The following is a 20524-nucleotide window of genomic DNA, read 5'->3' as shown; positions in this document are numbered from 1 at the left end:
TGTTGATCTGACATCAACTAATATTGATTCGTGGCTGGCCTAATAAAACGTGAAGATATCGACGAAGTACGCCAGCGCACCGATATCAAGGAAGTAGTGGACGGCTACGTCACCCTCAAAGGTGCGGGCCTTGGCACCTTCAAGGGCCTGTGTCCCTTCCACGACGAGCGCTCGCCGTCGTTCACCGTCCGCCCCCAAGTTGGCCGGTACCACTGCTTCGGCTGTGGTGAGGACGGCGATGCCATCTCGTTCGTCCAGAAAATGGACCACAGCTCCTTCCACGAAGCCGTGGAAAAGCTCGCAGCCAGGATCGGCTACGAGCTGCGCTACGAAGACGGCGGAACCGGTCCCAACCGCGAAGAGGTCGGCAAGCGCCAACGGCTGCTGGATGCCCACAAGGTCGCCGACGAGTTCTTCCGCGCCCAACTGCTCACGGCAGGTGCCGCCGAGGGCCGCAACTTCCTCCACGGCCGCGGTTTCGATCGGACCGCAGCCGAGCAGTTCGGCGTCGGGTACGCGCCGCAGGGTTGGGACTCGCTCCTGAAACACCTGCGCGGACGCGGGTTCACGGATGCCGAATTGAAGCTGACCGGGATGTTTTCCGAAGGCAACAGGGGCATCTACGACCGCTTCCGTGGCCGGCTCATCTGGCCCATCCGGGACATCGCCGGAGACACCATCGGCTTCGGCGCCCGCAAGCTCTACGAGGACGACCAAGGCCCGAAATACTTGAACACTCCGGAGACCGTGCTCTACAAGAAGTCCCAGGTCCTCTACGGCATCGACCTCGCCAAACGGAACATCGCCAAGGACCGGCAGCTGGTGGTGGTGGAGGGGTACACGGACGTCATGGCCTGCCACCTGGCTGGAGTCGGTACCGCCGTGGCCACGTGCGGTACCGCTTTCGGTACTGACCACATCAAGATCGCCCGCCGCTTGCTGTCCGACGACGGCACCGGGGGAGAGGTCATCTTCACTTTCGACGGCGACGCCGCTGGGCAGAAAGCGGCATTGCGCGCCTTTGAGGAGGATCAGCGGTTCGTCGCGCAGACATACGTGGCTGTGGAGCCCACCGGGGCCGACCCTTGCGATTTGCGCCAACTCAAGGGGGATGCGGCCGTCAGGGACTTGATCGGTACCCGCCGGCCCCTCTTCGAATTCGCCATCCGGGCCTCCCTCAAACGCCACAACCTGGACACAGTGGAAGGCCGCGTGGCGGCGCTGCGTGAGTCGGCCCCTGTGGTTGCGCAGATCCGTGATTCCGGCATCCGCCCGGCCTATGTCCGGGAGTTGGCAGGCTGGCTTGGCATGCCCATCGAGGAAGTCAGCCGGGCAGTAGGCCTGGCTGCCAAGCGCGTTGCTTCCGGTGAACCAGTGGCGGGGGCTGCGGGAGCACCGGCGACGGGACACGGAGCAACGGCGACCCACGCCGGCCAGCCGGCGGCAGCACCGCCGTCGGACGCTCCCATCGCCTTCATGCGCCCGGATCCCCGGGATCCCATCGCCGCCATGGAGCGGCAGGCCCTCGAGGTGGTCATCCAGAACCCTGCTGTCCTGGGAGGCGAAGCTGCGCTTAGCGGTGGAGCATGGGAACGTTTTGAGGCATGCCATTTCGTCACTCCGGCCTACTCCGCGGTACACACGGCTGTCCGGGCCGCCGGACTGGCCCACGCGGGGGACCCGGTGGCCTGGGTGGAAGGGATTCGCCAGGAGGTTCCGGAACCGCTCCAAGGTTTGGTTTCCGAACTTGCTGTGGTTCCGCTGCCGGCCAGCACTCCCGAAGCGCTTCAGCGGTATTGCCGCGACATCCTGGCCAGGCTGTTCGAACTGCAGATCACCAGGGTCAAGGCGGACAAGATGGGCCAATTGCAGCGACTGGATGCCTCGGCCCAGCCGGAGGAGTTCCAACGCCTCAACCGGGAACTCATGGAGCTGGAAATGCAGCGCCGCGCCCTCCGCATGGATAGCTAAGGGCTTCAACAGCGCCGATTTCGTTTCCCGCCGGGCCTTTGTTAGGCTAATACACGCTTCATTCCTCCGTAGCTCAATTGGCAGAGCATTCGACTGTTAATCGAAGGGTTACTGGTTCAAGTCCAGTCGGAGGAGCGCTACTCAAAAATCCCCGTCCTCAGTAGAGGGCGGGGATTTTTGGTTCATCGCTTTGTTCGTTCGGCGTGCGCGGTTGCCGAGAGGAACGACGGCAGGCGGGTGAGGCTCCCGGAGACGGAGTCCGAGGTGAACATCACGGTGCGATCCGGGCGGACAATCGCAGCAGCGGCTCGATGACGGACAAGCCACTGATGGAGCTCAGATCCGGGGTCGGGGACGACCGGTGCCGCGCCCCTGTGAAGGATGCGTTCGCGCTCCTCGGGCGTGATTATGAGAGCTAACAGCGCGAATCCGTCTCCGGCGACGTCGTCGAATCGCTTGGCGTCCGGGCTAACCGACGTCGGGGCGTTGGGGCAGAGACGTCCGACGGCGGAGGTGCGGGCGACTGCCGAGAGTCGAGTGCGAGAGCCAGCGGGTAGCGCCGTCCAGGATCGGGCGGCGAGTCCTGTCACGAAGTGTAGGCCCGGTCCGAGGAACCTCCGCAGGGCGGTGCCGAAGCGACCGCCCGCGGTCATGGTGAGGCCGAGCAGCTTTGCGCGGGTGATGGTTCTTCTCGCGTGCTGCTTGCGCTCGGTCTGGTAGCTGGCCAGCGCGCTCGCGGGGAGGTCACCGGCAAGAACACCGGCGAGCTTCCAGGCCAGGTTCATCGCATCCCGGAGTCCAGCCCCCATGCCTTGACCGATGAAGGGAGGACTGAGGTGAGCGGCGTCGCCGAGGAGGAAGACGCGGCGGTCGCGCCACTTGCTGGCTATCTGGGCGTGGAAGGTGTAGTCGGCCACCCGGAGCACGTGCAGATCGTCCGCCGGTACGTCCCCGGTCCACGGCCGGATCAGTGGATGGAGAGCATCCATCGTCGCGAAGTCGGCGGCAGTCTCGTCGGGCAGCAGTCGGAACTCCCAGCGGTAGCGGACCTCTCCGACGCGCATGTAGGTACCGGCGCGGTGGGAGTCGCACAGCTGGTGGACGCCTTCCCACTGATTCAGTGGCGCCGCGGTGTCGATGTCGATAACCAGCCATCGCTGTTCGAAGCCCAGGTCCCCCATCTCCGCGCCGATGGCCTCCCTCACCACGCTGTTGGCGCCGTCGCAGCCGAGGACGTGGCTGGCACGGACCGACTCGCGTGCCCCCGTGACACGATCCGTGAAGTCCACCCTGACTGCCGCGTTGCCCTGGGCCACACTGAGCACCTCGACATTGCCGCGCAGGGTCACCGAAGGTATCATCCCGAGATTGTCGCGCATGAGCTGCTCAAGGTCCGGCTGGTCGAACATGTTCTCCTGAGGGTAGCCGTGGGCGCCGCTATCGGTCGATCGCTGGAACTCCGCGATCACCTGGTGGCCGGGTGTGAGCAGACGTAGCCCGCGTGCAGGTCGGCTGAGCCCGGCGAATTGCGTCGCCACGCCTAGGCGGTTGAGGATGCGATAGACCTCGTCGTCAAGATGTACCGCTCGCGGTAGCGGATAGACGCCTTCCCAACGGTCTAGGACGAGGCACTCGATGCCATACAGGCCGAGTAGGGTGGCGACAGCCAACCCGGAAGGACCAGCGCCGATCACGACCACAGGAATTGCGCCATGGTTGTCGGTGATCATCGATCCGCCTTTGGTGCCGGCCAGTGCGTGACCCGCCAGCGGACGCCGTACTCGTCGAGGGCGCGCGTGACGTTCGTATGCGATGCCTCGTCAGCACTCACTGTGACGACTATCGCGCCGTCCTCGATATCGGCTTCCACGGCGTGGACAGCGGCCATCTCCCGCAAGGCCTCGCTCAGCGCTACCCTTGTGGCGTCCGCCCGGAGCGCGAGCTTGTATGGTTTGCCGACCGCAGTGACAGGAAGCTGGTCGACGATCGTGACGGACTTCGGCGTGGACGCCCGTTCCCCGGCCCGGTCCTCCGCCCATCGAATCAGGTCCTCGGTCCTGGTTGTCGCACCCACGGCCAATGTGACGTAGGCGACCGGTACCTCCCCTGCATGCCGGTCAGGTCTGCCGACCGCCGCCGCGCCGGTCACGTCCGGGTGGGTGAGGAGAACGCTCTCGATGATTGCGGGGTCGATGTTGTGGCCGCCTCGGATGATCAGGTCCTTGGCGCGACCGGTGAGCTGGACGAAGCCGTCCGCATCGACCTGTCCGAGATCGCCCGTGTCGAGCCAGCCGTCCCGCAGTTTGCCGAGGCCGTCGAGCAAGGGGCCGTCGGGGCCATTGCCGATGACGTAGCCGGGGAAGACCGCGGGGCCGTTGATCACCAGCAGGCCTCTTGTGCCTGGTCCGAGATCATGCCAGTGTCCGGCGTCGTCGACGTGCACCGCCTTGATCTCTTGGTAGGGAAGTCGAAAGCCGAGCGAGCCCTTGGCGGCGTCTGGGAAGCTCCGTACGCTCACGCACGTCGCTTCAGTCAGGCCGTACCCTTCGATGAGGGCGACGCCGGTGGCTGTCTCGAAGCCGGCACGCACGGCCGCGGGCAGGGGACTGGCTCCGACCATGGCGTGGCGCAGGCTGCTGATGTCGGCATTCACCGGAGACGCGGCGAGTGTGGCATAGACGGTAGGAACGGCGCTCATCGCGGTAAGCCGGTGGTGCTCGACGAGCTTCCAGAAGACCTTGTAGAGAGCAGGCTCGCGATAGCCCAGCGGTCCGGACCACACGACCGATTGGCCCTTGAAAAGGGGAGCGAGGACGGTCACCACGAGGGCGTTGACGTGGAACAGCGGCAGGGCGGCGAAGTACACGGCGTCCTCGTCGTCGAGCTCGTTGGCTGCGAGCATCCAAGCGTCGGCGATCTCGTTGGCCTGGGTGTGTGCCGCCAGCTTCGGGGTGCCGGTGGTGCCGCCGGTGTGGAAGATCGCCGCCAGATCGCCTGGTCCGGGCTGATCACCGTGGAACTGCTCGGGCGACGCGTCCGCCGCTAGCCGCATCAGATAGTCCACGGTTGCGTATCCCACGGTCCCGGCCGGGCCGGTTGATGCCTGTGCGGTTGGTGCCTGCCCGGTTGGTGACAAAAGGAGCACACGGTCCACCAGGCCCTTCTTCGCAAGACTGAACGCGGCCTCGGTGACCACCGGATCGAGATCGGGCCCCGCGGCCACCAGCACACGCGCACCCGAGCGCTGGAGCAATTCCGCAACGTGATCCTCGGACAAGCCGGGATTGATTGGGACAGCGATCCCGGCAGCCTGGGAGGCCAGGATCGCGGCGATGAGCTCTTGGCAGTTAGGCGAGAGCAAGGCAACGGTGTCTTGGCGGCCAACTCCGATTTCTGCCAGCAGGTTCGCTATCCTGTTCACGTCGCGGAGAAGCTCGGAGAACGTCAGCTTGACCGGTTCCTGCCAGCGCCCAGCGTCCCGAAGTATCGCCGCCGCCGTGCGATCCGGCCATAGCTGGGCGGCCCTGGACAGCAGCTCGTACGTCGACGCCGGAAGACCGCGTTCGAAGAGGGGCGTCTTCTCGATCTCGACGACGTCGTCCGGACTTGAGTACCGGGGCCAGAGAGGCGTGCCGTTCACCGGGCCTCCCTCACCATCGTGCCTTGGCGCCCCAGGTCGATCTTCCCGTCGTCGGTGCTGATGGCGATCTCTATGACGTCACCGCTCTTGAGGTACTTGGGATTGCGGCCCTGTGCCTTGAAGAACAGGCGCCACTTGGCGGCCGGAGGTAGCAAATTGGCGATCAGCTCCACTGGTTTGGGTGGTGCGCTCAGTGCGGTGCCGACAGGCGTGCCCGTCAGGACCAGGTCACCAGGGGAGAGGTGCTGGAAGCGGGTGAGTGCCCGCAGCGCCTCCACCGGGAGGTAGATCATGTCGGCCACCGTCATGTCCTGGCGGATCTCGCCGTTTACCCAAAGCCGCAACCGCAGCTCACCAAAGCGCTTCCAGTCCTCATCGTCGAAGAGTACGAGCGTCGGTCCGGTGGGGGTGAAGCTCGGGTAGGACTTGGACTCGTAGAACTGAGTCTTCGGGAGTTGCAGGTCGCGGGCCGAGACGTCGTTGGTGATCACGAGCCCTGCGACGTAGTGGGCGATCGTCTCATCATTGATCTCAGCGCCGACCGGGGTCTCACGGCCCATCACGAGGCCAATCTCGGCCTCGTAGTCGAGGAAATGCACGTGCCCGGGCCGGACGACGTCGTCATAGGGCCCGCTGACCGAGCCCGAGGACTTGCGGAAGAATGTCAATGGAATCTTTCTGGGATCCATGCCGGCGTCCCTCACGTGCGAGGCAAAGTTCGTCATCTGGGCCACCACACGGCACGGCACTGTGATCGGCGAGATGAGGTCGAGGTTTTCCACCGGCACGGTCTCGCTGCCGCCGATCGCGGCTTGGATGGCCGCACGATCGGCGAGCAGCTCGCCCGTGGTGGTTGCTGGGGTGGCGATACGGGCGGCTCCGGAGGGGGTGTGGACCCACCAGTCGTCAGCGGTTCGCAGGATGGAGATGGTCATGAGGTGGCTACCTTCATCAGGCCGCGCAGGCGCGTGAAATCGAACTCGTTGTCGTCGCGGAGCGCGGACACCATCGAGGCCAGCTCACGCAGCGACTCCCGGCCAGGGGTCATACCGAGGAAGTCTTTGGTGGCCGGAGGGCCCCACTGGGCGAGACCGGAGGCGGTCATTTGTGCCCAACCGGGTTCGAGGGTGCAGTCAAACATGTCCCCATCGGTGAAGTGCTCGACCAGGAAGCCGTTGGGGTCGCGCCAGTAGTCGAAGATTTGACTGCCTTGGATGTGGCGGCCGATTCCCCACGAGCGGTGGTACCCAAGGTCGCGCAAAAGCTCACCGCCCGCGGCCAGGGCATCGATGTCGGCGACCTGGTACGCCGAGTGCACGTAGCGATTCGTCGGGCCCAGCGTCATCGCGATCGTGTGATGGTCGGTCGGTGTCGAACCCCGGTCGCAGCGGATGAAGCTCATTGTCGGACCCCGCTCCCGCTGCCCCGGGTAGTAAAGGAAGTCACTGACAATCAGGCCAAGGCGCTGCAGGTACCAGTCGAGCGTTTCACGGTACTTTGTGCTCTGCAGCACGAGGTGACCGAGGCGCTGGACGATCGCTGGCTGACGCAGCGGCCGCTGGGTCTGGTTGGCCCGCGCCACCTCGTGGCCCGCGTTGAAGGTGAGGGGCGTCTGGGTCGGCAGGGGAGGGAGCTTGTGCGTGTCCGCGACGACGCGAATGGAAGCGCCACTCGGATCCACGAGATCGACTCCTATGCCGCCGATCGTCTCCGGTAGCTTCTTCGAGGTCGCGCCTGTCGCGTCAGCCAGGCGGAGGACGTCGGAGGCCTCGGTCGCAGTGAACGCGGCACCCAGGTATTGCGATCTCGGTCCGCGCCGTACGATCACGCACGGCGCTCCGGTGTCGGTGCCTCGGAGGTGCAGCTCGTCACGGGTGCGCAGGCTTGTGGCGAATCCGAAGGCGTGCGCGAAGGTCTCTGCAGCGGCCAGGTCTTGCTTCTGGAACTCGAGCCAGGCGATGTCGTGCACCTTGATGATCGGGTTCGTCGCCCGTCCGGGGTGCTCGCCTCGCAGCGCCCCCTGCTCACTGTGGAGGCCGCTGTGGGTGCCGTGGTGGTCGTGGTGGTCGTTCATGGATTGCCTCTCTTTCTGACTAAATCATCGGTTATGACGATATCGTCAGTCAAGGGCAGTTGAAGATTTCTTCATATCTGACGGAGCGCTGCTAAGCTTCTGTGACCGAATGACTTCAAGGAGGCAACGATGACCCCAGCCCCAGCCCCGGCCTCTGAACCCAGCCGGTCGCATCGACGGAAGGCGCAGACTCGTGCCGCGTTGATCCGCGCAGCACAGTCCTTCCTTGCTCAAGGACAGACCAACATGCCGGTGCTGGAGATCACCCAAGCTGCGGACGTCGGGCTCGGCTCCTTTTACAACCACTTTGAGTCGAAAGACCAGCTGTTCGAGGCAGCGGTCGAGCACGTCTTGGACCTCCTCGGCGCGGTCCTCGACGAACTCACCTCCGACGTCGACGACCCCGCCGTCGCTTTTGCGACAAGCTTCCGTTTGACCGGCCGCTTCCACCGCCGTGAACCTCAGCTCAGCAAGGTGATCCTGCACAGCGCATTCGACCTCCTCGGCGCGCAGACAGGGCTGGCACCGCGCGTCCGGCGCGACATCCAGGCCGGCATCGAGTCCGGTCGGTTCACCATGACAGACGTCGACGTCGCCGTGGTGTGCGCCGTCGGCGCGGCAACCTTCCTCGGACAGCTCTTGCATGCCGAACCGGACCGCGACGATGCCGAGACGACGGATCGGGCGGCCGAGGCGCTCCTGCGAATGCTGGGTGTGTCTGCCAACGAAGCGCGTGCGATATGTCTCAGCCCACTCCCCGAGCTCCATACGGCAGAGCTGCGCGGTGTCGCCGACGAGGCATTCACTGGAGACGCGGCCCGGTGAATTGCGCGACCTGGGGCCGCTTGTTGGCAGTTCGATCAGGCAGGCAGCTCCTCGATGCTGGACGGCTCGGCTGGCCTCCTCGAGGCGTTCCGAGGCGACGCGATTGGCCTCCGCATCGAGATGCTTGATGGCCTCGTCGAAGGGCACGATCGGCACCCAGGAATCGACGAGGTCAGGGTGCGCCTCGGTCCAACCAAGCATTTCGGCTGCATCGTCGAAAGTAGCCGCCCACGTCTTGCCTGATCACTTGGCTGCCAGCGTCACTACATAGCTCATGATCCAGTCCGTTCGTCAGCGGAGCTGGACGGAACACTGGCCGCGCCGCGTGCTGGCGGGGATTTTTCGTGTCCAGCATGGGGCATTTTCTTGGACAATAAGTGTCTGCTCATGACGGGATGCTGTGCGGTACGCGTCGTCGTATGGCATATCAACCTCCTGACGCGTACAGTCACGAATACACACCACATCGTTGGTGGCGTTCGTTCATGGCGGGGGCTACAGAACGGATTCCTTATTGCTCTCACGCAAGAATCCAGTGCCTATCGGCAGGCCGGATGCGGGAAGCTGCGGGTTGTACAACCCGCTCTCGGATCCACACCAATCAATTCGATCATTGGCCGGTCACGGTTTTGCGGTCTCAAATAATCCGTTGTGCCAATCTGTGGCACGCGTTCTTGGCGCGCCCACCAACATCTGGAGAAATCCCATGCGCAAAATCCGCAAGGCCGCAGGCATCCTTGCCGCCGCCGGAATCCTGCTCACCGCCGCACTCCCAGCAGCGACGGCAGACACCGTGAACTCGACCATTTCCGGTGGGGCCCTGGCCTCTACCACGTCAGGGGCCAACTTGACCGGCGTACTGCTGGACGGTACTGACCAGACCGCCACCGGCACCTCGTCTGCACCTTGGAGCATTTCCGACACCCGTGGCACCGGAGAGGCCTGGTCGCTTTCAGTCAGCGCCACTGTCCCCACCAGCGCTGCCGGGACCGTTGAAACAACAGCCCGGACCATTCCCGTCGGCAAACTGACCATCACCCCGGGGACGGTCACTGCCGGCACCGGCACCGACTCAGCTGCCACCATCAGCGCACCTGCCCTGGCAATGTCCGGGTCGGCCCAGGCCCTCGTATCGTCGTTAGGTACTAACAAAGGAACCTACGCGCTGACGCCCACGTACAGCCTTGCCGTCCCCGCCAATGCGTTCCGGTCAAATTATTTCGGCGCGGTCGGGTCCACTGCACTGCTGCCCTACGTCTCGACCCTCACCTACACCATTTCCTGACAGCCTGAACACCGTGCGGCCCGCCGATCGGTCTGCCCTGAAGTGTGGCGGTCGACGGGCTGCACGTCCATCCGGGATGGACCGTGGAACCTCCCGGCTCCGCCGGGTTCCCATCACGAAACCCGGCAATCCGATCGCCCTACCAAGGACTTCCCCGTGACTTACCCATTACAGCGTCCACGGCTGCGCGGGCCTCTGCGCACAGCCCTGATGACGGCGGCGCTGGCCCTTGGCCTGCTCGCCAGCACCGGACCGGCAGTGGCGGTCGACGACGGGGCCCTGGGAATCCGGCCCGCGAACGAATCAGATTTCTTCCACTTCTCCCTGTACCCGGGGGCAGCCCTGGACGCCACCGCGATAGTAACCAACCACACGCAGTCCCCGACGACACTGCTGAACTATCCGGTAGACGGCACCAGTACCCCACAGGGGGCGTTCGCCCTGGCCAACCAGGACGATCCGCGCCCCGGCGTCGGCGGCTGGATCCACTTGGACGAGGACCAGATCACAGTCGCGGGGAATGCGGAACTAAAAGTCAATTTCCGCATCAGCGTGCCGGCCGGGACTCCGCCGGGCGACTATGCCGGCGGGCTGATCATCCAAAGTCCTCCAGTCCAGGGCCAAACCACCAACGTCAACGGAGACACTGCCGTTCGCTTGGACGTCATCCAGCGCCAGGGCGTGCGCATCTATCTCAACGTCGCCGGCACCGCCGTCAGCTCCCTTCAGCACGGCGATATGAGTTGGCAGCAGAGCGGGGACGCGCTCACATTCACTTTGCCCCTGAAGAACACGGGCAACACCATCCTGCACCCGTCCGCCGCGCTCGAGGTCAGCAACTGGCTTGGGGCCAATGCCCAACTCACATTTGATACCCCGGAAAGCATGCTGCCGGGATCCACCCTTGACCTTCACGCCCGCACGGCAAAGGCACCACTTGTCCAGTCAGGTACTGCCCGGACCACCATCACCTCCGAAGCCGGCACCGGCCATGCCGAGACCAGCGTCAACTATGCCCCGTGGCCACTCATCGTCACCGGACTGCTCCTCGTCCTAGCGGCCCTCTATGGTTCGTGGCGCATGGTCCGCTTTGTCCGTAGAGCCCGCCGCGCTATCGCCCAAGTCTCGGCAAATGAACGCGAAGCTGCTCAGTCGGCTGTAAGTTGACGCTCACGACCTTCAGGTACTTCCTGGGGGCTCCGGATGTTGGCTGGAACGGGGGGCAATGCCTGTTGTAAAGCAGGATGATCTGGTGATGCAGTCGCGACTGCTGGAGGAAATCCAGCAGTCGGTTATCGGACTCGATGGCATCTGGCAAGTGAGCTATTGGAACCAAGCCTCCGAGCGGCTTTACGGGTTCCGGTCCACAGAGGTCCTCGGTCGGAAAATCACCGAGCTTGGGATCATCGCCGGCCCGGACGTACCGGGCCAGGCAGCGACCATCCAGGAGATCACGGACGGGATCGCCGCGGGCCAAGGCTGGGCAGGTGAGTTCTGGATGCAGGACCGAACGGGACGCGGGTTCATTGGGAGACACGAACCCGGTCCTCATTTGGTCTAGCTGGATCTACGTGACTGCAGGATGCTGATGGTGGAGGCCGCTGCCAGCATGGCGACCCCGATGAAGATATTCATGCCGTAACCAGCCAGAAGCCCGGCGAGCAGGTAAACGACCACCGGCCCCAAGCGCAACCTTGAGGAGCGTTGCGATAGATCGGATGGGGTGAGCGAAGATGTTCCAGATCACAACGAGGCCGACGTCAACGATGCCAGTGCATGGCCAAACATGTCTTGGGAACGGATCACAAGGCGCGACAGCTGAAATGAGGCGTAGGCCAGAGCGCAAGAACGGACCATTCCGGACCAATAATCGAAGAGTTACTGGTTCAAGCCCAGTCCGAGGAGCGCTACTCAAAAATCCCCGTCCTCAGTAGAGGGCGGGGATTTTTGGCGTCGAGAACGTCGGGGGACGGGTCGTTACGATCGCGAGTGGCGGCGAGAGGCCGTGTATTGGCCCCGTGGCCCCGCGGCTCCAACGATCCCGCGAGGCCTCGAACCATCTCGCCTAGAGGCCGCGACGCCTGAAGGCCGCGAGGCCTAAAGGCACACGGGCCGGAATGTCGGGTCCGCCGGTCTGTCCTGCTGGCTCAGGGTGTTCATCACCCATTGGTGCACCACCGGATCGTTGGGGGTCTGGTCGTGCTCGATCAGGTCCAACGGGCAGGTGTCTTGGATGATGATGTTGGTCAACTGGGCTGAGCTGCCCGCCAGGGACTGGCTTTGGTACGGTGTCACCACCTCGTCGTGTGTTGTGGAAATGACGGTGTAGAGCGGGCCGTGGACGGTGTCCCCGATGGAATTTAGTTTCGTGAGGAAGGCCGAACCCGCCTGTTGGTCCATACATGCCTGGCAGAACGGGCTGAAGAGCTGCATTTCCGAGGGTGTGGAGTCCGGCGGCGGGACGATCAGTCCCTGAGTCCCGTGGTTCGACGGGGAGATTCCGACCAAGTGGTGGACCTTCTTGGCGCCGCCAAGGAACCCCATGTAGTAGCGCGGCATCATCCCGCCCTGGCTGTGGCCCACAAGGTCCACCTGCCGCGCGCCCGTGGCCGCGAGAACGGCGTCAACGAACGGTGCCAGTTCGCGGGCCGAATCAGCAATAGGACCCGAGGCATAGACTCCATTGACCTCCCCGTAGTTGAGCGCGAACACGCAGTAGCCCTGCGACTTCAAGACGGGGGAGAGAGTGCTCCAGTTCTTGGCCATGTTTTCAAAAGTTCCCGGCACCAGCACCACGGGGTAGGGGTGCGCCGAGCTCGGCGTGCAGGCCCAGTCGTTGGCTCCCGGAGGTGAGACATCGGTGGTGTCGGCTGAGGCGGCTCCCGCTCCCGCGAAGAGTGAGAGTACAAGCACCACTGTCGCCAGCAGTGCGGACCGTTTTTGCGCTGTCATAGAGCAATTCCAATCATTGAGATGTTCCCTTGTGGTGATTCGCATCACATCCCCCGCTTCATGATGTTACTGACGGGTAATCATCAAATGCAATTTTGTGTACCCAAAATGAGAAAACGTGCAAAAGCCGACAGAGTCCAGGGCGCGCCTGAATCGCATCCGGGGGTAGGCGCTGGTTCAAGTCCCGGCGGAGGAGCGCTACGTCAAAAATCCCCGTCCTCTGATGAGGGCGGGGATTTTTGGCATCTGATTCAGTCACCCGTTGGTGAGGGTGACGTCGTCGAGGTACATCCAGGTGTCGTCCGCGGGGCTGGAGCCGTCGAGGTGGACGTTGAACCAGAGGGTGATGGTCTGGCCTTTGTAGGCGGAGAGGTCGGCGCTGAACTGGGTCCAGGTGCCGTTGTTGTTGCAGAGTTTGAGCAGGCTGCCCAGGACCGTGCCGCCGGTGGTGCGGACTTGTGCTTCCATCCAGTCGTACGGGCAGGCGTTGCCGGTGCAGGGGTCTTCGGCGCTGTGGGGCTGGTACCAGAAGGACAGGGTGGAGGTCCCGGTGGCGGGGACGGTGATGGTCTGGGCCAGGCTGCTGTCACCGAGGGGCTCCGTTCCGGAGGCCAGGCCCAGCAGCGCGGAGCCGGTGCCGGTGTGCGCGGTGGCGGAGGCCACGGGTGCCCTGACGCCGCCGGTGGTCCAGGAGCTCAGCCCGGACTCGAAGCCCCCGTTGGCGATGGTCGAGGTGGTGGCCGCGGTGGGGGTGACCGGCGCCGAGGCCGCCGACGCCGGGGAGGTGCCGATCGCGTTGGTGGCGGTGACGGTGAAGGTGTAGGCCGTGCCGTTGCTCAGCCCGGTGACGGTGGTGCTGGTGGCCGGGGGTGTCCCGGTGACGGTGACCGGGGCCAGGGTGGTGGTGCCGGCGTGCGGGGTCACGGCGTAGGAGGTGATCGGGGAGCCGCCGTTGGCCGGGGCGGTCCAGGACACGGTCGCGGAGGCGTTGCCCGCCGTCGCGGTGACCCCGGTGGGGGCCGCGGGCGCCGTCGCCGTCGCGGTCGGGGTGACCGGCGCCGAGGCCGCCGACGCCGGGGAGGTTCCCACAGCGTTGGTGGCGGTGACGGTGAAGGTGTAGGCGGTGCCGTTGCTCAACCCTGACACGGTGGTGCTGGTCGCGGGCGGGTTCCCGGTGACGGTGACCGGGGCCAGGGTGGTGGTGCCGGCGTGCGGGGTCACGGCGTAGGAGGTGATCGGGGAGCCGCCGTTGGCCGGGGCGGTCCAGGACACGGTCGCGGAGGCGTTGCCCGCGGCCGCGGTGACCCCGGTGGGGGCCGCGGGTGCCGTCGGCGTTGTCTGGCTGTTGGTCAGGGTGACGTCGTCGAGGTACATCCAGGTGTCGTCCGCCGGGCTGGACCCGTCGAGGTGGACGTTGAACCAAAGCACGATGCTCTGCCCGTCATAGGCGGTCAGGTTCGCGCTGAGCTGGGTCCAGGTCCCGGAGTTGCTGCTGAGCTTGAAGAGGCTCGCCAGCGTGGTGCCGGTGGTGGAGCGGACCTGTGCTTCCATCCAGTCGTAGCGGCACGTGGTGCCGGTGCAGGTGTCGTCCGCGGTGTGGGGCTGGTACCAGAAGGACAGGGTGGACGTCCCGGCCGCGGGCACGGTGATGGTCTGGGACAGGCTGCTGTCACCCAAAGGCTCCGTTCCGGAGGCCAGGCCCAGGAGTGCCGAGCCGGTGCCGGTGTGCGCGGTGGTGGAGGCCGCGGGTGCCCTGACGCCGCCGGCGGTCCAGGACGTGAGCCCGGACTCGAAGCCGCCGTTGGTGACGCCGGGAACCGGCGCGGCCGGGGTGACGGGCGCGGACGCGGCAGACGCCGGGGACGTCCCGACGGCGTTCGTCGCCGTTACCGTGAACGTGTAGGCCGTGCCGTTGCTCAACCCGGTGACGGTCGCCGTGGTCGAGGGCGGGTTCCCGGACACCGTCACCGGAGCCAAAGCCGTGCCGCCGGAAGAAGGCGTCACCGCATACGAACTAATCGGCGAACCGCCGTTGGCCGGCGCCGTCCACGACACCACGGCGGAAGCGTTGCCCGCCGTCGCGGTCACCCCACTCGGTGCCGCAGGCGCGGTCGGCGCCGCCGGGGTGACGGGCGCCGAGGCCGCAGACGCCGGGGACGTCCCGACGGCGTTCGTCGCCGTCACCGTGAACGTGTAGGCCGTGCCGTTGCTCAACCCGGTCACGGTCGCCGTCGTCGCGGGCGGGTTCCCTGAAACCGTCACCGGGGCCAAAGCCGTGGCGCCCGCATGCGGCGTCACCGCATACGAGGTAATCGGAGAACCACCATTAGCCGGAGCCGTCCACGACACCACAGCGGAAGCATTCCCCGCCGTCGCAGTCACCCCACCTGGTGCCGCAGGCGCCGTCGCCGCGGCCGCGACAGTTACCGAGTGCGTGACCGTCCCTGTCAGCCCGCCGCTATCCGTCACCGTCAGCTTCACCTGGTACGTTCCCGCCGCGGCGTAAGTGTGCGAAGGCTTCACGCCGGTTCCCGCGGGGGACCCGTCGCCGAAGTCCCAGCTGTAGGAGGCTACTGTGCCGTTCGGATCGGTCGAAGCTGAACCGTCAAACGTCGCCGTCAAACCTGACGTCGAAGATGTAAAGGCGGCCGTCGGTGGCTGGTTTGGCGTATTCCCCAGGGCCTGGGCAACCGTTTGTACGGACGTTGTCCCGTTGGCCGTTCTCGCCGCGAGCCATGTGATGAAGGTGCTGAAGAGCGAGGGGCTGATGGTCAGGGTGGGGTCTGTCCCGACGGCAATATGGTGGAAGGTGAATTGGACCCATCCGCCGCCCGGCTCGGCGTTGGTGACCAGGTCCTCAAGGTTCTGCAGCGTCCAAGTGCTGTCGACTTCATCCGGCGCCGCTGTGTTGTAAGGATTGGCCGGGGGAAGGGTCTCTGCGAAAGGGCAACCCGAGCAACTCGCGGGCGAGCGGATGTCACCCAGATTGCGCGCACTGGCAAAACCGCAATTCTTGACGATTTGCTCTACAGAGGAGTTTTCCGCCGCGAACGGATAGGCAAAGTCGGTGGCATTGAACCCCCAGCTGGCAAGGGTGGTCCGTCCGCCGCAAACCTCGTTAGTGGCTGCCGAAGTGGACAAGGTGGTGAGGTCCGGGTGGGTGATGGTGTGGCCACCGATCTCGTTCCCGTCCGCAGCGATGCTGTTCAGATTGGCTCGGGTGAGCCACGACGGATTATCGATCCAACTGGTCGTAATGAAGAATGTCCCGTGCAATCCATGGGACTTCAGTACCTGTTCTGCCGCGAGTTGATCGTCATTGCCGTCATCGAACGTCAGGCTGATGATTGTCTTCGGCAGTGCCGCCTGCGCAGGGGCTCCGATGTAGACCATCGAGTACCCGAACAACATCAGGACGGACGCAGCCGTGGCCCAGCGGAACCATGGGCTGCCAATGCCAAGCACCTTCTTGCGCCAAGCCGTAGTGCGCCCCTGCCGTCGGAGCGACACCGTTGACTGCCGGAACGATATGGTCAGGAGCCGCATCGGCTTCCCCTTTGGCTGAACAGACCGGGTCAGTAACCCCAGGTCCGGAGCCTATGGGCTAGGCACGGCACGGGTTAAGAGTGGGCGGTACCTGTTTTGGGCCGGCCCCGGCTCTCTTCACTCGGGCTCGAATACGGGTACTGGAAGGCCGACGCCTTAGCCGAAAGGGGAGTAGGTGCCGTCTGAGACGAGTTCGATAATCCCTTGGGGTGGAGTCACGATCGGGCCGTGGCCCGGCAGGATGGTCTCGGCGCCCAACTGCCTGAGGACCTCCAAGCTTGCCCAGGTCTCTGCGGGGCGGTGGTGGAAGACTGCGGGCAGCATCTGCGGCCCGGAGGCAGGGCTGATGGCATGGCCTGTGATCAGTGCATCCCCTGTAACGATGGCCCTCGCCGATGGAACCAAGAAGGATACGTGCCCGCTGGTGTGGCCGCCAGTGGCAATGATTTGGGGACGTCCGGGGAGCGCGTCCAAAGTACCCTGGGTCATTGCCGCGACCTTCGGGACCGCGACGTCGGTCAAGCCCCCGGATCGGACGGCATGTACCGCCCACGCGCCCACTCTGGGGCGGAGGACGCGGAAGCCGAGATCCTTGACGCTGATTTGTTCGAGGATCTCCCGGCGGACATTAGGCAATTCCGCTTGGTGTGCAAACACCGGGATGCCCATTGCGGAAATTCTCGCGGCATTGCCGATGTGATCGGAGTGGCCATGCGTCAGGAGAACCGCCGCGGCATTTTCCACAGACAGCCCCAGGAAATTGATGCTGGATTGGAGTAATGGCCAGTTCCCGGGATAGCCCGTGTCAATGAGGGTGAATTCCCTGTTCCGCCTGAGGATGGTCCAGTTGACTGCGGGGCCTTCGACGAAAAAGACGTCCTCGGCAACTTCCTTCACGTTGTCCCCAGGGGACCACTTCTTCGACATGTTTCCTTCCCTTCGTAGGAGCCGGACCATCCTACCTCTGGAGGGGCGTCAGCTTCGCGGCATTCGCTATACCCGGGAGGGGTATCACGCAGGCGTCCGCACGTGATCCTGGGTCGATTTCACTTGCGGCAAAACCTTTGCTAAAGTCATAACCGCCTCATTCCTCCGTAGCTCAATTGGCAGAGCATTCGACTGTTAATCGAAGGGTTACTGGTTCAAGTCCAGTCGGAGGAGCGCGAAGGCCCCGCACCGGTTTTACTGGTGCGGGGCCTACTTTTTTGCTTCGATTTGTCAGATTTTGCTCAACATTCAGACGAAATCCATCTCCACTTGCAGGAATCTCGCCGCCTCGGCCACGGCGTCCCGGAAAGCCTCGTCCTCGGTGGGGGGCGTCCTCGGTTCCCGCGGGTGCCATTCGTGGGCAGCGGAGTGAACACGCGTGAATCCGCCGCCAGGGGGTGCATAGAAGATTCCGAAGCGTTGGACGGGCCATTCGGGCGAGGTTTCCGGAGCCACGAGCAAGGCCGCGCCGTTTGTTGGATTGAACCATTGGGCAATCGGGCGGCGGCGGTCCTCGGTGAAAAGTCCGGCCGCATAGAGGGCCGCGGACTGGGGGCTCGTCACCGTGCACAGGCGATCCCACCACAGCGGCAGGATGCCGTCATCCCTGCGCTGCCATGGGGCTGGAATAGGTTGCAGTTCCTGCCAACGGGGCACATCTCAACTTTATCGCCGGGCCATGCCCTGCAACAGGCCTCGACCCATCGGACGGCCCGCTTAGTCCCGCTTCCAGGGCCCGGGATTGATCCGATAAAGAATCGCAGAGCCGACGACGGCGCCCACCAGGGCTCCGAACACGGCGTTTCCGGCCCCGCGGCCCAGCAAGAAGCCGACGACGGCGCCGAGCATCGCCCCGAGGAAAAGGCCGCGGCCGTTGCGGTGTGGTTTGCGAGTCATGGGTTGAGCCTACTTGCCCGCACGACACGTCCGGTCCCCGCTCATCGGTGGATGGATTTGCGTATTAGTGGATGGAGGGGACAGCGCGAGGCCGCACAACGAGCCAGAGGGCTGCCACGGCGCACGCGAGACACACCGCCTGTACGGCGCCCATGGGAATGGCGGAGCCGACGCCCAGCCAGCCAACCACCGGCGGAATGATGCCGGCCATCAGGAAGTTCGAGGCACCCAGCAAGGAGGCCGCTGTTCCGGCCTGCGCACCGTGGTTGGCGAGGGCAATGACCTGTACGCAGGGGAACATGAACCCGGTGGCCAGGATGTAGAACCACAGTGGGACCATGACGCCCCACAGGCCGAAGTGCAGGAGATCGAACACCACGATCAACGCGGCCATCAGGAGCATCCAGGCCGTGGCAAAGGCCATGATCCATTGGGGTGCAACCCGTTTGATGACCCTCGAGCTGATCTGGACGCCGGCGACGATGCCAAGGGAGTTGACGCCGAACAGCAGTCCGTATTCCTGCGGAGAGAAGTTGTACACCTGTTGGAACAGGAATGTCGATGCGGAGAGATACGCAAACAGTCCGCCGAAGTTGAATCCGCCAACGAGCAGCATCCCCACGAAAATCCGGTCCGCGAAAACGGCCTTGTAACGCTGACCCGCCGTCGATGTCGTCTGCCGGCGAAGCTCGGCAGGATAGGTTTCCCGGATGAGGAACACTGCGGCGATGATCACCAGGATTCCGTAGCTCGCCAGGAAATAGAAGATCCCGGGCCAGGGCATTACCAACAGCAGTTGTGAACCAATGATCGGAGCCAGGATCGGCGCGAGGCCATTGACCAGTGACATCCGGGAGAACATCCGCACCATGGCATAGCCTGCGAAAAGATCCCGGACCATGGCCATGGCCACCACGCCACCCCCTGCCGCGCCGACGCCCATGAGGACGCGGAACAAGGCGAGTGTACTGATGTCCGTGGACAATGCGGCGCCGAGGGAGGAACCGATGTGCAGGGCCGTCGCAAGGATCAAGGGCATGCGGCGTCCGAATTTGTCGCTGAACGGGCCCACCACCAATTGCCCGATGGCGAAGCCCACCGTTGTACCGGTCAACGTGAGTTGGATCGCGGCGGCCGAGACGTCGAAATGATGCTCCAATGCGGGGAACGCCGGCAGATAGAGGTCCACCGTAAACGGACCCAGGGCGGTCAAGGCGCCAAGTAGCAGGATGTAGAGGAGTTTTTCGCGTCGGCTGAGGGAATCGCCCGGTACAGGGGGAGTGTTCACGATTGTCAATCTTATGTGCGACAAGATCATATTTATCAGGGATGGCAAAGGCGCGCCGCAGGACTGTCCCGGAAGTTGAGGCTGAAGCTGAATGGTAGTTTTGTGGACAGGTGCGCGTGGGCGGTTGTTTCGCTTCCGCGCCAGTGCCGGGTAGGAGCAAGTAGGAAGCAGTGAGGCGGAACCAATGAGTGGACGTCACAGCGGCCGGGCTGGCCAACGCCCGGGCATTTCGGCATTGCCGAACACCCTCAAACTTGCGGCTCGGCTTGCGCCGCGGCAGCTCAATGACGAAATCAACATGGCTAAGCTTGAGCTCAAGGGCAAAGGCAAGCATCTGGGTGTTGCGGGGGCATTCGTTGGCGTCGCGCTGATCTTCCTCTCTTTGCTCGTCATCGCTCTGGTGGTGGCCGCGATCCTAGGCCTGGCCACTGTCATGCCAGCGTGGCTCGCCGCGCTCGTCGTCGCTGCAGCGTTCCTGCTGATCATTCTTGTGGGAGCCCTCATTGGATTCCTCTCGTTCAAGAGGGCTATGCCGCTTGTACCTGAGAAGACCATCCGCGGGATCAAGCACGATCTTGGCATCATCACGGAGGGGACGTCGTTCGACGCAAGCGTCCTGGACCCCTCGTCGGAGGCCTATAAGGCTGCGGAAGCAGCGAAAGCCGCTGCGGCCGAGCAGGCCAAGGCCGAAAAAGCCGCCAAGGCAGAGGCACACAAGGCCGAGCAACCGCCCGCCCCGAGCGAGGCCGAACTGCTCCGCCGTCTGGAGCAGCGCCGCGAACACCTCGCGGACGTTCGTGATCAGCTCGGCGTCGAGCTCGATGTCAAGACCCAAGGAAAGGCCCTCCTGGACGCTGCAGGGCAAAAGCTCGACGACGGACGCCAGTTTGCGGCCGACAAACTCGCAGATCTCGGTGAGAAAGTTCCGGCAGGGCTGCCGGAGCGGCTCGCCGCCCGCTGGAAGGAGCTGCTTCTCTTTGCCGCGTCCGCCACGGTGGCTGCAGTGGGACTACGGAAGCTGTTCAAGAAGTAATAGGGACGGTAAGCAACCACACCAGC

The 20524-nt window shown here is 64.4% G+C and carries 18 protein-coding genes and 2 tRNA genes; 9 read left to right on the top strand and 11 right to left on the bottom strand.

The window, feature by feature from the left end; genetic code table 11:
* Positions 1-30: 30 nt before the first annotated feature.
* Both dnaG and AC1DLO_RS08570 read left to right on the top strand, forming a co-directional pair.
* The gene (gene dnaG / locus AC1DLO_RS08575) at positions 31-1971 is read left to right on the top strand and encodes a DNA primase (RefSeq protein ID WP_476889206.1); all 1941 of its coding nucleotides are present in this window, start codon (positions 31-33) and stop codon (positions 1969-1971) included.
* Between the two features lie 62 nt (positions 1972-2033).
* Positions 2034-2106: transfer RNA gene (locus AC1DLO_RS08570), tRNA-Asn, on the top strand.
* 47 nt (positions 2107-2153) lie between these two features.
* Here the strand turns inward: AC1DLO_RS08570 and mhpA are convergent.
* The 4 genes from mhpA to AC1DLO_RS08550 are packed head-to-tail and all read right to left on the bottom strand — an operon-like array spanning position 2154 to position 7685.
* A complete protein-coding gene (gene mhpA / locus AC1DLO_RS08565; protein ID WP_476889205.1) occupies positions 2154-3701 on the bottom strand; it encodes a bifunctional 3-(3-hydroxy-phenyl)propionate/3-hydroxycinnamic acid hydroxylase MhpA in 1548 nt (515 codons plus the stop codon).
* Complete coding sequence (locus tag AC1DLO_RS08560; protein WP_476889204.1) at positions 3698-5611, bottom strand: acyl-CoA synthetase; 1914 nt, start codon at positions 5609-5611, stop codon at positions 3698-3700. The genes mhpA and AC1DLO_RS08560 overlap by 4 nt, the downstream gene beginning before the upstream one ends.
* Positions 5608-6546: a fumarylacetoacetate hydrolase family protein gene (locus AC1DLO_RS08555; protein ID WP_476889203.1), complete on the bottom strand. Its 939-nt coding sequence runs from the start codon at positions 6544-6546 to the stop codon at positions 5608-5610. Before AC1DLO_RS08555 ends, AC1DLO_RS08560 begins: the two co-directional genes overlap by 4 nt.
* Positions 6543-7685: a VOC family protein gene (locus tag AC1DLO_RS08550; RefSeq protein ID WP_476889202.1), complete on the bottom strand. Its 1143-nt coding sequence runs from the start codon at positions 7683-7685 to the stop codon at positions 6543-6545. Before AC1DLO_RS08550 ends, AC1DLO_RS08555 begins: the two co-directional genes overlap by 4 nt.
* 129 nt (positions 7686-7814) lie before the next feature.
* Between AC1DLO_RS08550 and AC1DLO_RS08545 the strand changes: the two genes are divergently transcribed.
* The 5 genes from AC1DLO_RS08545 to AC1DLO_RS08525 all read left to right on the top strand — a co-directional run bounded on the left by AC1DLO_RS08545 (position 7815) and on the right by AC1DLO_RS08525 (position 11356).
* Positions 7815-8510 carry a TetR/AcrR family transcriptional regulator gene (locus AC1DLO_RS08545; protein WP_476889201.1) on the top strand — a complete coding sequence of 232 codons (696 nt, stop codon included), beginning with the start codon at positions 7815-7817 and terminating at the stop codon, positions 8508-8510.
* Positions 8511-8564: 54 nt separating this feature from the next.
* On the top strand, positions 8565-8753 hold the full coding sequence (locus AC1DLO_RS08540) for a hypothetical protein (RefSeq protein WP_476889200.1): 189 nt from the start codon (positions 8565-8567) through the stop codon (positions 8751-8753).
* A 463-nt stretch (positions 8754-9216) separates the two neighbouring features.
* Entirely contained in the window at positions 9217-9795 is a 579-nt protein-coding gene (locus AC1DLO_RS08535; protein ID WP_476889199.1) for a WxL domain-containing protein, read from the top strand.
* A 156-nt stretch (positions 9796-9951) separates the two neighbouring features.
* Positions 9952-10962 (top strand): DUF916 domain-containing protein, encoded by a 1011-nt coding sequence (locus tag AC1DLO_RS08530; RefSeq protein ID WP_476914455.1) that lies wholly within the window; start codon positions 9952-9954, stop codon positions 10960-10962.
* 88 nt (positions 10963-11050) lie between these two features.
* On the top strand, positions 11051-11356 hold the full coding sequence (locus tag AC1DLO_RS08525; protein ID WP_476914463.1) for a PAS domain-containing protein: 306 nt from the start codon (positions 11051-11053) through the stop codon (positions 11354-11356).
* On the opposite strand, the gene AC1DLO_RS08520 is transcribed toward AC1DLO_RS08525, so the two are convergent.
* From AC1DLO_RS08520 to AC1DLO_RS08505, 4 genes are all read right to left on the bottom strand, one after another.
* Complete coding sequence (locus AC1DLO_RS08520; protein ID WP_476914454.1) at positions 11353-11481, bottom strand: hypothetical protein; 129 nt, start codon at positions 11479-11481, stop codon at positions 11353-11355. The genes AC1DLO_RS08525 and AC1DLO_RS08520 overlap by 4 nt on opposite strands.
* 411 nt (positions 11482-11892) lie before the next feature.
* Positions 11893-12747 (bottom strand): lipase family alpha/beta hydrolase, encoded by an 855-nt coding sequence (locus AC1DLO_RS08515; protein WP_476889195.1) that lies wholly within the window; start codon positions 12745-12747, stop codon positions 11893-11895.
* Positions 12748-13002: 255 nt separating this feature from the next.
* The gene (locus AC1DLO_RS08510; RefSeq protein ID WP_476889194.1) at positions 13003-16293 is read right to left on the bottom strand and encodes a fibronectin type III domain-containing protein; all 3291 of its coding nucleotides are present in this window, start codon (positions 16291-16293) and stop codon (positions 13003-13005) included.
* A gap of 156 nt (positions 16294-16449) precedes the next feature.
* A complete protein-coding gene (locus AC1DLO_RS08505) occupies positions 16450-17220 on the bottom strand; it encodes an MBL fold metallo-hydrolase (protein ID WP_476889193.1) in 771 nt (256 codons plus the stop codon).
* 161 nt (positions 17221-17381) lie between these two features.
* On the opposite strand from AC1DLO_RS08505, the gene AC1DLO_RS08500 reads away from it, so the two are divergent.
* Positions 17382-17454 (top strand) — tRNA-Asn (locus AC1DLO_RS08500).
* A 75-nt stretch (positions 17455-17529) separates the two neighbouring features.
* Here AC1DLO_RS08500 and AC1DLO_RS08495 read toward each other — a convergent pair.
* The 3 genes from AC1DLO_RS08495 to AC1DLO_RS08485 form a co-directional block, all read right to left on the bottom strand.
* The gene (locus AC1DLO_RS08495; RefSeq protein ID WP_184736017.1) at positions 17530-17937 is read right to left on the bottom strand and encodes a hypothetical protein; all 408 of its coding nucleotides are present in this window, start codon (positions 17935-17937) and stop codon (positions 17530-17532) included.
* Between the two features lie 60 nt (positions 17938-17997).
* Positions 17998-18177, bottom strand: coding sequence for a YMGG-like glycine zipper-containing protein (locus AC1DLO_RS08490; RefSeq protein WP_476889192.1), 180 nt, complete (start codon positions 18175-18177; stop codon positions 17998-18000).
* 64 nt (positions 18178-18241) lie between these two features.
* Positions 18242-19495 carry a multidrug effflux MFS transporter gene (locus AC1DLO_RS08485; protein WP_476889191.1) on the bottom strand — a complete coding sequence of 418 codons (1254 nt, stop codon included), beginning with the start codon at positions 19493-19495 and terminating at the stop codon, positions 18242-18244.
* A gap of 154 nt (positions 19496-19649) precedes the next feature.
* Between AC1DLO_RS08485 and AC1DLO_RS08480 the strand changes: the two genes are divergently transcribed.
* Positions 19650-20498 (top strand): phage holin family protein, encoded by an 849-nt coding sequence (locus tag AC1DLO_RS08480; RefSeq protein ID WP_476889190.1) that lies wholly within the window; start codon positions 19650-19652, stop codon positions 20496-20498.
* Positions 20499-20524: the final 26 nt, after the last annotated feature.

Source organism: Arthrobacter sp. 01T419 (assembly GCF_056398865.1).
Note: the sequence above shows the minus strand (reverse complement) of the source record. Positions and strands in the feature narration are given on the sequence as shown.

Coding starts and splice junctions, on each gene's coding strand:
- AC1DLO_RS08485 (WP_476889191.1), bottom strand. CDS start 19,495: ATGATCTTGTCGCACATAAGATTGACAATCGTGAACACTCCCCCTGTA.
- AC1DLO_RS08480 (WP_476889190.1), top strand. CDS start 19,650: ATGAGTGGACGTCACAGCGGCCGGGCTGGCCAACGCCCGGGCATTTCG.
- AC1DLO_RS08505 (WP_476889193.1), bottom strand. CDS start 17,220: ATGTCGAAGAAGTGGTCCCCTGGGGACAACGTGAAGGAAGTTGCCGAG.
- AC1DLO_RS08535 (WP_476889199.1), top strand. CDS start 9,217: ATGCGCAAAATCCGCAAGGCCGCAGGCATCCTTGCCGCCGCCGGAATC.
- mhpA (WP_476889205.1), bottom strand. CDS start 3,701: ATGATCACCGACAACCATGGCGCAATTCCTGTGGTCGTGATCGGCGCT.
- AC1DLO_RS08540 (WP_476889200.1), top strand. CDS start 8,565: ATGCTGGACGGCTCGGCTGGCCTCCTCGAGGCGTTCCGAGGCGACGCG.
- AC1DLO_RS08550 (WP_476889202.1), bottom strand. CDS start 7,685: ATGAACGACCACCACGACCACCACGGCACCCACAGCGGCCTCCACAGT.
- AC1DLO_RS08525 (WP_476914463.1), top strand. CDS start 11,051: ATGCAGTCGCGACTGCTGGAGGAAATCCAGCAGTCGGTTATCGGACTC.
- AC1DLO_RS08555 (WP_476889203.1), bottom strand. CDS start 6,546: ATGACCATCTCCATCCTGCGAACCGCTGACGACTGGTGGGTCCACACC.
- AC1DLO_RS08510 (WP_476889194.1), bottom strand. CDS start 16,293: ATGCGGCTCCTGACCATATCGTTCCGGCAGTCAACGGTGTCGCTCCGA.
- AC1DLO_RS08545 (WP_476889201.1), top strand. CDS start 7,815: ATGACCCCAGCCCCAGCCCCGGCCTCTGAACCCAGCCGGTCGCATCGA.
- AC1DLO_RS08490 (WP_476889192.1), bottom strand. CDS start 18,177: ATGACTCGCAAACCACACCGCAACGGCCGCGGCCTTTTCCTCGGGGCG.
- AC1DLO_RS08515 (WP_476889195.1), bottom strand. CDS start 12,747: ATGACAGCGCAAAAACGGTCCGCACTGCTGGCGACAGTGGTGCTTGTA.